The 9,121-nt window shown below is 67.4% G+C and carries 13 protein-coding genes; 7 read left to right on the plus strand and 6 right to left on the minus strand.

The features are described from left to right. Together ACNA7R_RS17505 and ACNA7R_RS17510 are read left to right on the plus strand one after the other, a co-directional pair. Positions 1-643: ornithine cyclodeaminase family protein (locus ACNA7R_RS17505; RefSeq protein ID WP_416284815.1), on the plus strand; the 643-nt coding region annotated here is incomplete at its 5' end. A 179-nt stretch (positions 644-822) separates the two neighbouring features. Next, positions 823-1,824, plus strand: coding sequence for a DHH family phosphoesterase (locus ACNA7R_RS17510; protein WP_416284816.1), 1,002 nt, complete (start codon positions 823-825; stop codon positions 1,822-1,824). 3 nt (positions 1,825-1,827) lie between these two features. Here the strand turns inward: ACNA7R_RS17510 and ACNA7R_RS17515 are convergent, their stop codons facing one another. Next, positions 1,828-2,274: an Hsp20/alpha crystallin family protein gene (locus ACNA7R_RS17515; RefSeq protein ID WP_416284817.1), complete on the minus strand. Its 447-nt coding sequence runs from the start codon at positions 2,272-2,274 to the stop codon at positions 1,828-1,830. A gap of 137 nt (positions 2,275-2,411) precedes the next feature. Between ACNA7R_RS17515 and ACNA7R_RS17520 the strand changes: the two genes are divergently transcribed. The 4 genes from ACNA7R_RS17520 (at position 2,412) to ACNA7R_RS17535 (ending at position 4,082) form a co-directional block, all read left to right on the plus strand. Then, positions 2,412-3,086 (plus strand): DJ-1/PfpI family protein, encoded by a 675-nt coding sequence (locus ACNA7R_RS17520; RefSeq protein WP_416284818.1) that lies wholly within the window; start codon positions 2,412-2,414, stop codon positions 3,084-3,086. 44 nt (positions 3,087-3,130) lie between these two features. Next, on the plus strand, positions 3,131-3,304 hold the full coding sequence (locus ACNA7R_RS17525; protein ID WP_416284819.1) for a hypothetical protein: 174 nt from the start codon (positions 3,131-3,133) through the stop codon (positions 3,302-3,304). A 68-nt stretch (positions 3,305-3,372) separates the two neighbouring features. After that, a complete protein-coding gene (locus ACNA7R_RS17530; protein ID WP_416284820.1) occupies positions 3,373-3,579 on the plus strand; it encodes a DUF1918 domain-containing protein in 207 nt (68 codons plus the stop codon). A 65-nt stretch (positions 3,580-3,644) separates the two neighbouring features. Next, positions 3,645-4,082: an RNA-binding protein gene (locus ACNA7R_RS17535; protein ID WP_416284821.1), complete on the plus strand. Its 438-nt coding sequence runs from the start codon at positions 3,645-3,647 to the stop codon at positions 4,080-4,082. 64 nt (positions 4,083-4,146) lie between these two features. Here ACNA7R_RS17535 and ACNA7R_RS17540 read toward each other — a convergent pair whose 3' ends face one another. The 4 genes from ACNA7R_RS17540 to ACNA7R_RS17555 form a co-directional block, all read right to left on the minus strand. Further along, a complete protein-coding gene (locus tag ACNA7R_RS17540; protein WP_416284822.1) occupies positions 4,147-4,542 on the minus strand; it encodes a PIN domain-containing protein in 396 nt (131 codons plus the stop codon). Further along, a complete protein-coding gene (locus tag ACNA7R_RS17545) occupies positions 4,539-4,928 on the minus strand; it encodes a hypothetical protein (RefSeq protein ID WP_416284823.1) in 390 nt (129 codons plus the stop codon). The genes ACNA7R_RS17540 and ACNA7R_RS17545 overlap by 4 nt, the downstream gene beginning before the upstream one ends. 435 nt (positions 4,929-5,363) lie before the next feature. Continuing rightward, positions 5,364-6,506, minus strand: coding sequence for a tyrosine-type recombinase/integrase (locus tag ACNA7R_RS17550; RefSeq protein ID WP_416284824.1), 1,143 nt, complete (start codon positions 6,504-6,506; stop codon positions 5,364-5,366). 83 nt (positions 6,507-6,589) lie between these two features. Next, entirely contained in the window at positions 6,590-6,964 is a 375-nt protein-coding gene (locus tag ACNA7R_RS17555) for an SHOCT domain-containing protein (RefSeq protein ID WP_416284825.1), read from the minus strand. 125 nt (positions 6,965-7,089) lie between these two features. Between ACNA7R_RS17555 and ACNA7R_RS17560 the strand changes: the two genes are divergently transcribed. After that, complete coding sequence (locus ACNA7R_RS17560) at positions 7,090-7,470, plus strand: CopG family ribbon-helix-helix protein (protein WP_416284826.1); 381 nt, start codon at positions 7,090-7,092, stop codon at positions 7,468-7,470. A gap of 215 nt (positions 7,471-7,685) precedes the next feature. Here the strand turns inward: ACNA7R_RS17560 and ACNA7R_RS17565 are convergent, their stop codons facing one another. Further along, the gene (locus ACNA7R_RS17565) at positions 7,686-8,984 is read right to left on the minus strand and encodes a metallophosphoesterase (protein WP_416284827.1); all 1,299 of its coding nucleotides are present in this window, start codon (positions 8,982-8,984) and stop codon (positions 7,686-7,688) included. Positions 8,985-9,121: the final 137 nt, after the last annotated feature.

Here is a 9,121-nt window from a genome sequence, read left to right on the forward strand (position 1 = left end):
TGCCCGGGAGGACGCGACGACGCTGGCCGTCATCGGCAGCGGCTCGCAGGCTCGCGGACAGGTCCACACTACCACGACGGTCCGCGACTTCGAGGAGATCCGCGTCTTCTCGCCGACGGCCGAGAACCGCGAGGCGTTCGCCGCCGACTTCGACGCCGAACTCGCGGCCGACGTCCGGGCCGTCGCCTCGAGCACCGACGCGATTTCCGGAGCGGATATCGTCATCACGGCGACGCGGGCGAGCGAACCGGTGTTCGACGGGGCCGACCTCGAGCCCGGAACCCACGTCACGGCGATGGGCCAGTACGGAACCGACAGCCGCGAGCTGGATACGACGACGATCGAGCGGGCGACGTACGTCCCCGACCTCCGGGAGCGAGCGACCTACGACGCGGGCGCCTTCCTCGCGGCGCTCGAGGCCGGCGTCGTCGGCGAGGCCGACGTCCACGCCGAACTCGGCGAGGTCGTCGCCGGCGTCGCGCCCGGACGGACGAGCGACGAGGAGATCACCGTTTTCGACAGCGGCGGCACCGGAGTCGAGACGGTCGCCGCCGCCCACATGCTCTACGAGCGCGCCCGCGAGGAGGGGCTCGGCACCGAGATTCCGTTCGCGCCGGCCAGCGAGGCGCTGACGGGCGACTGAGCCCGGCCTCGTGCTGTGACTGACGGTTGCGAGACCTGTCGGTATCGATCGGTTACGAATCGCTTGCCGACGGTGATCGCAATATATGGCGCTGCTACCGCCAGCTAACGTTAAATTGCCGGTGTAATTCCTGTGAAAACGTAGGGGCGTTCAAACGTCTCGGCCCCGTACGGCGATCCATGTCCCGTGCGGCGGAGCTCGCCGCGGTTCTCGAGACCCGCGACTCGCTTGCGATCGTCTGCCACGACAATCCCGATCCCGACTGTCTGGCCAGCGCGTTGGCCCTCGAGGCGATCGCCGACCACGCGGGCGTCGGCGACGTAGCGATCGCCTACGGCGGCGACATCTCCCACCAGCAAAACCGCGCGTTCGTCTCCATGCTCGATATCTCGCTGCGAACCCTCGACGAGACCGAACTCGACGACTACGATGCGGTCGCGTTCGTCGACCACTCCCAGCCCGGCGCCAACACCGAGCTGCCGGAGACGGTTCGTCCGGATATCGTCGTCGACCACCACCCCGGCGACCCGATCGAGGCCGCGTTCGTCGACGTCCGCGTCGACTACGGCGCGACGGTGACGATCTTCGTCGAGTACCTCGAGGATCTCGGGATCGAGCCGACCCCTCGGCTCGCCTCGGCGTTGCTGTTCGCGCTCCACCGGGAACGGCTCGACTTCGTTCGCAGTCCGACCCGCCGCGAGTACGAGGCCGCGCTCGCGGTCTACCCCGAGGCCGAACTCGAGGTGCTCGAGCAGCTGTACGGCAGCGCCTTCTCCGCGGCGACGCTGGACGCCATCGGCCGGGCGATCGCGACCCGACAGCGACAGGGCTCGTCGATGGTCGCCACCGTCGGTCGGACCCCCGAAACCGACGCGCTGCCACAGGCGGCGGACTACCTGCTCAACCTCGAGGACGTCGATACGGTGCTGGTCTACGGCGTCGTCGACGACGCGATCCGGTTGAGTGCCCGCTCGATCGATCCCGAGATCGACATCGGCGAGGCGCTCGAGGCCGGGTTCGACGACCTCGGCTCCGCCGGGGGCCACCACGACATGGCCGGCGGTCGGATCGAGCTGGCGGCGATCGTCGACGACGTCGATCCCGAGGCCAGGGAGCTGCTGACGATCGTCGGGAGCCGGCTCCCGGATCGGTTCTTCGAGGCGCTCGAGGGCGGGAGCTGAGCGTCACTCGATGTCGATGGCGTGGGAGCCCTCGCCGGGCTCGAGCTTGGGAAGCTGAATCGTCAACACGCCGTTGTTGACCGTCGCCTCGATCCCCTCCGCGTCGACGGGCTCGGGGAGTGCGAGCTGGCGGCTGAACGACTCGAGTTCGCGCTCGCGACGGAGGTAGTCGTCGCGCTCGTCGGTCGTCCCGTGTTCGCGCTCGCCGCTGATGTAGAGGGTCTCACCCGAGAGCCGGCTGTCGAGATCCTCGGCTTCGTAGCCGGGAACGTCGACGGTGACGACGAACTCGTCGTCGTGATCGGCGAGGTCGAGCGTGGTCGTTCCGTTACCGAACGCGAACTGCTCGCCCTGCTCGCTCTCCCAGTCTCTGGCAGCCGCCTCGAACTGGCGGTTCAGTCGGTCGAACAGTTCCTCGAGGTGGTCGAAGGGGTTTCGTCGGCCGGCCATAGCAGTACGATTCTCCACCGTCGTCCCCAAAAAGCCATTCACGAGCGTCGGGACTGTCACCGGCCCGAACGTGTCGGTTCGCGAACGCGGCAGCATCCAGGCTCGTCGTTTTCCGTCTTCCGACCCTCGCTTCGGGTATGACGAAAGCGCTGTTCGTCGTCAGCGAGGAAGGCTACTGGGGCGAGGAATGTATCGAGCCGCTCGAGACGCTCTCCGAGGCCGGCGTCGAGATCACGGTCGCGACGCCGTCGGGCGGGCCGCCCGAACTCGACGAGACATCGGCGGATCCCGACGAGGTCGGCGAGGAGACCGCCGAGCACGTCCGCGAGGTCCACGAGAGCGACGAGCGGTTGAACGACCCGATCCCGGTCGCACGAGCCGACGGCGAGGCCTACGACGCCGTCGTCTTCCCGGGCGGCCACGGCACCGAGTGGGACGTCAACCAGGACAGCGACGCCCGCCGGCTCCTCCGCGAGGCCGTCGAGGGCGACGACGGGACGGCGCTGGTCGTCTGTCACGCCGTCGGCATGCTCGGGTTCGCCCGCGACAGCCAGGGCGCCTTTATCGTCAACGGCCGCGAGGTCACCGGCTTCCCCAACGAGTGGGAGGAGGACATCGTCGACGAGAACGACGTGATGCCCGACGGGCGCAAGCTCCCCTACTGGGTCGCCGACGAGGTCGAGGCCGCTGGCGGCGAGTTCGATCCCGAACTCGAGGCCGACACGAGCGTCACCGTCGACGGCGACCTGCTGACGGCCCGGGGCCCCGAGTCCTCGAGCGCCGCGGCCGAGGCGCTGCTCGAGGAACTCTAACCGCGAACCGGGCCAGTTATCCCTGCGGATTGCCGAGTTCGGGTGTGACCGCCGACCAGACGCCGCCCGAGCGAACGACGGAGCTGCGGAGCCAGAGCTACCGGATCACCGTCGACGACGGCCGGGACTCGTTTTTCGCCCTGAGCATCGAAGACGCCGAAAACGAGGACGCGTGGCTTATGTCCGACACCGTCTACGCCCTCGAGAGCATGCGGTAGCCGGTCCGCCGCCGGCTCCCGCGTGGCGAATCAGTCCCTTTTTACCCCGCGCCGGGGAACGGGCCACTATGAGCTTCGAGAAAGACGACGACGTCGTTCTACACGACGAGCACAGCGAGTTCGACGGCGAGACCGGCACCGTCACCCAGACGATGGAGTCGATGTTCGGCGACGTCACCTACACGATCAGCTTCGAGGACGGTCAGGAGACCGGCGTCCCCGAGGACTCCCTCGAGGCGGCCGACGGCGCCGACGAGGACGAAGACGAGGAGTAACCCGGCCGGGGCGACCCGACGGTCGCTCGCCCGTTCCGAACCAGCGATCCGCACTGTACCCGCAGATGCCACAGATACCCCTTCACTACGTCGACTTGCGGGCGTTTTGCTACGCCACCGAGGACGAGAAACGCGTCGAGCAGGCGCTTCGAACCTTCCTCCCCGAGGAGTTCGAGATCGAACGCGTCGAGAGCGAGGGCCACTACGGCGACCGCATCCTGGTGCTGTCGGCCCGCGTCGAGAACGCCGACGACGTGCGCCACGTCCTCTCGCGGCTCGCCGACCTCGAGGACCTCGACGGCCTCCTCGACGAACTCGACGACCGCGTCACCGAGAACACCGAGCTCTTCTTGCGCCTGGACAAGCAGGCCGCCTTCGGCGAGGAGGTCCGCCTCGGCGAGGGGATCACGTTCCGCGCGAAGGTCGAGGCCTACCCCGCCAAGAAGGCACAGGCCGTCGACAACGCCGAGGAGGTCCTCGAGCGCCTGCGTGACGAGGAGTAGCCCTCGAGCGCGGCGTTTTTCCATCCCCGGCTGTGATACGGAATCGATAGCGGTAGCTCAACCGTCACCTCTCACGTGGGTTCACAGTATCGAGCCGGGATATCTCCGAGAAGTGCGTATCGGTTGCGACCAACTCGGCGTCTAAGCTTCGAGCAACGCCGGCGATCAACGTATCCGGTGCTGGAATCGGTTCTCCCCGGTCGAGGAGCTCTGAACGGATATCCGCGGCTTCGCGGGCACTCTCGTCGTCAAATCCAACGCGTTCTGCCCATTCGAGAGCATCGGCGACAGTACCGATGGTCTCGGTAGTCGCGTCCGACCGCCGCGCCCCAGCATACAGCTCGTAGAGTGCGATCGTTGGAACTGCGTACTTTACATGCGGGTTTGCCTCGAGGTAGTCGATCGTATACGGTTGCTCCCGCAGGTAATCGACGAGAAAGCTCGTCTCGAGAACGTTCATGCGTCGGCTTCGTCCTCGAATAGCTTCTCCTCGCTCTCGCGGAAATCGCGGTCGAGCTCGTCGCTAACCTCGTCAACGGCGTCCGCGAAGTCGGTCTCTGCGAGGACACCGTACCCTGCTCGAAAATCGGGAGTGTCGTCTTCCGTCTCGTCACTCGAGACCCACCAGACGACGGCTCGACCACCAACCTTCTTGCGGGCGACGAGTCCTCGCTTCTCGAAGTCTTTCAGCCGCTCCCGGATCGCTCTCCGTCCGATCGGGAGCACATCGGCGAGCTCAGCTGCAGTAGTAACCGGTCCGGGTATTCGGTCCATAGCCTCGAGGATCTCCTCGTCGCTTACTGTGGGTGTATACTTCCCGCCAGAGTCTCGGTTTGCATCAGACATGCTCGGACCTTGGTCGCCGGGGAAGTTAGCCGTTACCCACGTCGGCTATGGAAACTTAAGACCATATACCACGTGAGAACTGGCCAGCTGTGCAGCTGTCCTTTAGCGTTGCTGTGATTGGAATCCTACCACTGAGGACGTATACGTCGCCGTAAAGCAGGTCTCGACGGAGATCGATCAGAGCGGTAGATAGTAGCACGGTTTCGTTATCCAGAAAGTCGCGCGAAGCTCGCGTTCAGTACAGACGACTCACTCACCGCTCGCTACGCTCGCGCTTCGATCGTCGTTCCGCAGAGAGACGCGCTGTCGCGCGTCTCGGACGGCTGTTCGCCCAGTAGAAACGGCGAGCGAAGCGAGCAGTTTGCATCTGTGGGTGACGAATCGGCCATTCAGATCCACAGTCCAGACTGAATATCAAAACCGTTACCCATAGGATCACTCCGCATCGCCGTCGGCATCGCTGCTCTCCGAAGCGCGCGTATCGACGACGTCCTCGAACCCGGGTTCGAACACTGGCTCATCGCGTGGGACGGCGATCGCCCGCTCGATCGCCGCCGCCCGAAGCGCCGGGCTCGCGGAGGTGGCCTCCCGCCGGTAGCCGATCGGCCGCTCCGCTTGAACGTTCCGTGGTGTCGGCGATTCGCCGTCGATGCCCGCGTCCTCGCAGAGCCGTCGCAACACCGACCGGGCGCCCTCGGTCGTGATCGCCGGGGGCGCGACCGCGCGCTCGCGGGCGAGTTCGGTCGCCGTCGACTCGCTCATCAGGGACTCGATCTCGCCCTCCTCGTGGCCCCGTTCGGCGAGCACGTCCCGGACCCGACGGGCGATCGAGGGGGCGTGGCGGGTCGGGAACAGCGGCCAGTCGTTCGCGGGGGGATCGAGCGCGACCCGATACCGCCGCAGCGGGGTGCGGACGGGTGCCGGTAGTGGCACCTCCTCGAGTCGCTGCGAGCGCCCGAGAACCCGGATCGTCCCGGTGTAGAAGTCGACGTCGTCCCAGACCGCGCCCGTTCGGCGGTCATCCCGTGGAACCCGGAACAGTTCGGCACCGCGGACGTCCGAGTAGACCAGCAGCGCGACCAGCGCGTACTCCCGGAGTCGGTCCCGCCGCTCCTCGCGGTCGAACCCCTCGCTCGAGGCCTCGATCGCCCGCTCGCGGACGTGGCGCTCGAGGGTCCGTCTGCGCTCCGCGTCCCACCGCTCGCTCGAGGCCTCGACCGTCACCGGTAGCGCGGCCGTCGCGACGTCGTCGACCGCGGGGTTTGCCTCGAGGATCCCGCCGCGAACGCACCACGAGAGGAAGGCCCGAACGACGGCGTAGTAGGTGCCCGCCGTCGAGGGCGCGTAGGCGCCGCTGTCGGTGCGTTCGCACAGCTCCTCGGCGTAGGCCCGCATGTGGGCGGGCTCGAGGTCGAACACCGATCGGATCCCGTGTTCCTCGGCGAGCCACTCGGCCCACCGACCGAGGACCGACTCGGCGTTGGCCGCGTACGTTCCGGATCGGGGGCCGTCGGGATCGCCGAGGGCCTTCCGCTGGAGGTAGGTGTCGACCGCGTCGTCGATCGCGATATCGGTCACGCCGCCGTCACCCCGTTCGCGCGATCGTCACCGGCGCTCATCTCGTTCGTACGGTACCGCCGGATCACCCTAAATCTGACCTCCTACGATCGCTCGCGCTCGAGGGAGAGCTCCCTCGTTTCGACGCCCGCCCGCTCGGCCCGCTCGTTGGCGTCGAGCAGTCGCTCGAGTTTCGCCTCGAACTCCGACTCCGAGAGTTCGCCGGCGGCGTACCGGTTTTGCAGTTCCGTGACGGGGTCGACCGGCTCTCGAGCGGGTTCGTCGGCGTCGGCCCCGTCGGGGCTGCCGACCCGTTCGGTCAGGTACCAGACGAGAAAGACGCTGACGACCAGCAGGGCGGTGATCGCAACCGCGTATATCGGCCCGGCAAACAGCAGGGCGGCGATGATGACGATATCGGCAAGTACGAACTTGATCGCAAAGATCTCGGTGAGGCTGTAGCCGCCGTCGCTGCCCATACCCGAACTAAGTCGGTGACGAAAATAACTGTGGGGGAGACGACGGGGGACCGGCCCGACGCGAGACGCTCGAGTCGGTCGCCTCGAAGAGAAGCGGTAATGGCCCCGGCGGCCGTGGAGCGACCATGCGCACCAGTCTCTCCGTTCCCGACGAGATTCTCGAGGAGTTCGACGCGACCTGGCAGGCCGAGGGGCTCGACTCGCGCTCGCGGGCCGTTCGCGAGGCGATGGCCGAGTACGTCGAGCGCCACCGAACCATAGAAACCGCCACCGGAACCGTAACCGGGGTCGTCGTCTTCGACTACGAGCACGAGCGCGTGATCGAGCGGCTCCACAGCGCCCAGCACGACTACCAGGACGCGATTATCTCGACCAGCCACGCCCACCAGGGCGAGTGGTGTCTCGAGACGGTGTTCGTCAAGGGCGACGCCGAGCGAATCAGAGGGCTCATCTACCGGCTGAAGGACTTCGACGGCGTGCGACGCGTTCGGTTCATGTTCCTCTAGCGCCTGGCCGCGATCGCACGGCCTGTCCGATCGTGGGGCCGGTGACCGATCGCAGTCCCACCGGGCGGCTCGAGCGTATTCCGTATACCGCTATGTCGTATACGCCCGGCGACGGCCCGGTCGCCGATCGAGACCGGGTGCGCGCGATACCGAACCCGGCCGACGAACGCCTCGAGGAGGGCGCGACTGGATCGCCGCCGACACGAGAACACTCGCTACCGAACCGTCTCCGGCGCGAGGTCGACATCGCGTCGCTCGAGGAGTTCGCCGTCGAGTCGGCGCTGTGATCCCGCCTCGCTTTCCTCGAGTCGATCGACGACCTCGCCGTCGGGGCCGACCGCCTCGAACCGTCGGGAGCCGTCCGCGGAGAGTTCGACGTCGATCACGTGCAGGGCGCTCTCGCTCACCGCGAGGTACGGCCGTTCCGCGGGTGAGTACGGCTCTCGAGGCTCCCGCCCCCACGCGCCGTCGCCGAGGTAGAGCACGCCGTCGTCGTCGGGCTCCCCGTCGAGCAGGCGGTGGGTGCGCTTGTAGGTGTGGTCGTCGTGCTCGAAGGCGACGTCGACGTCGTACGCCTCGAGCAGCGGCACCCAGTGGTCGCGGATACTCCCGCGCTGTTCGTCGTCGAGGTCCTTGGCCGACGGGAAGGCGGGGACGTGGTAGGCCGCCAGGAGGTGCTCGCGGTCGGTTCGCTCGGCCAGGGCGTCCTCGAGCCACTCCGCCTGTGCGCCCGCGGCTTCGGCGGTGTGGTTGGAATCGAGGATCAGGATCGAGAGTTCGTCGCCGATATCGAGCGCCCAGTAGGCCCGCTCCTCCTGGACGTTGTCGAACAGCGAGTAGAAGTACGGGGCGTCCTCGGGCGTGCCGTAGTACTCCCGGTCGCGGAGTTCGTGATTGCCGATGGCGGCGACCAGCGGCACGAGGCGGTCGTCCGATCGCATGTGCTCGTGCCAGTCCTCGAGGAACGTCACCCACTTCTCGACGTCGTAGCCGTCGGCGTACGCGAGGTCGCCCCCGACGAGGCCGAACAGCGGATCCCGAGAGGCCGCCTGCTCGTGGAGTCGGGGGACGACGTCGTCCGTTCCGATATCGCCGCCCTCCGCGAACGCGAGCGAGTCGTCGATCTCGGCGGGGGCGGTCCGGACCGAGAGATCGGTTTCGTCCCCGTCGACCGTGATCCGGTAGGACGTGTCGGGCTCGAGGTCGGTCACCGCCGCCCGGTGGCGGGACAGCTCCGAGTCGCCGAACGGGTCGACGTCGCTTCGGACGTCGGCGCTCGAGCCGTCGTCGGCTGCCAGTTCGACGGAGACGCCGTCGGGGTCGTCCGCGTCCTCGAGCCACTGCAGCGTGACCGCGTGGCTCGGATCGCGCCCGCGCCACGTCGCGATCAGCGTGGACAGGTCGCTCGTCGGCGTCCCGTCGTCGCCGAACTCGAAGCTCGTGCAGCCGGCCGCGCCGGCGACTCCGAGGCCGGCGAACTGGAGGAACCGCCGTCGCGTGGAAGTAACGTCCATGACCGAACTCTGGATACACTGCGCCGCCCCAACCAATACGGATTTCGGAGCCGAGCGGACCCCACAGGCGCCTCCCAGTCGCCGTGTCGCCGCTCAGTCGTCGCCCGGAAGCGGGTCGGTTTCTCCACTCCAGGACC

Source organism: Natronococcus sp. (assembly GCF_047921035.1).
In the GTDB taxonomy this organism is placed as follows: domain Archaea; phylum Halobacteriota; class Halobacteria; order Halobacteriales; family Natrialbaceae; genus Natronococcus.